Below are 232 nucleotides of genomic sequence, written 5' to 3'. Positions count from 1 at the left end.
GCGGTCAGCGGTACATCTACACGCTCGAGAGCGGGATCGTGTACGAGACGTACGGTTCGGCCTCGGGCTGGGTGAAGAATTCGATCAACGTCCCGACTGCGGCGTCGGCGGTGTCGGCGACGTGGAGTCCGAGTGGTCAGCGGTACATCTACACGCTCGAGAGCGGGATCGTGTACGAGACGTACGGTTCGGCCTCGGGCTGGGTGAAGAATTCGATCAACGTCCCGACTGC

At 62.5% G+C, this 232-nt stretch carries 1 protein-coding gene; it reads left to right on the top strand.

Annotated features, from left to right (window positions below):
* Positions 1-232 (top strand): hypothetical protein (locus tag AB0J86_RS09855; RefSeq protein ID WP_363855252.1); only part of this gene is annotated, 232 nt, incomplete at both ends.

Source organism: Micromonospora sp. NPDC049559 (assembly GCF_040676675.1).
Classification (GTDB): Bacteria; Actinomycetota; Actinomycetes; order Mycobacteriales; family Micromonosporaceae; genus JBFAPK01.
This window is presented reverse-complemented; position numbering and strand designations above follow the sequence as displayed.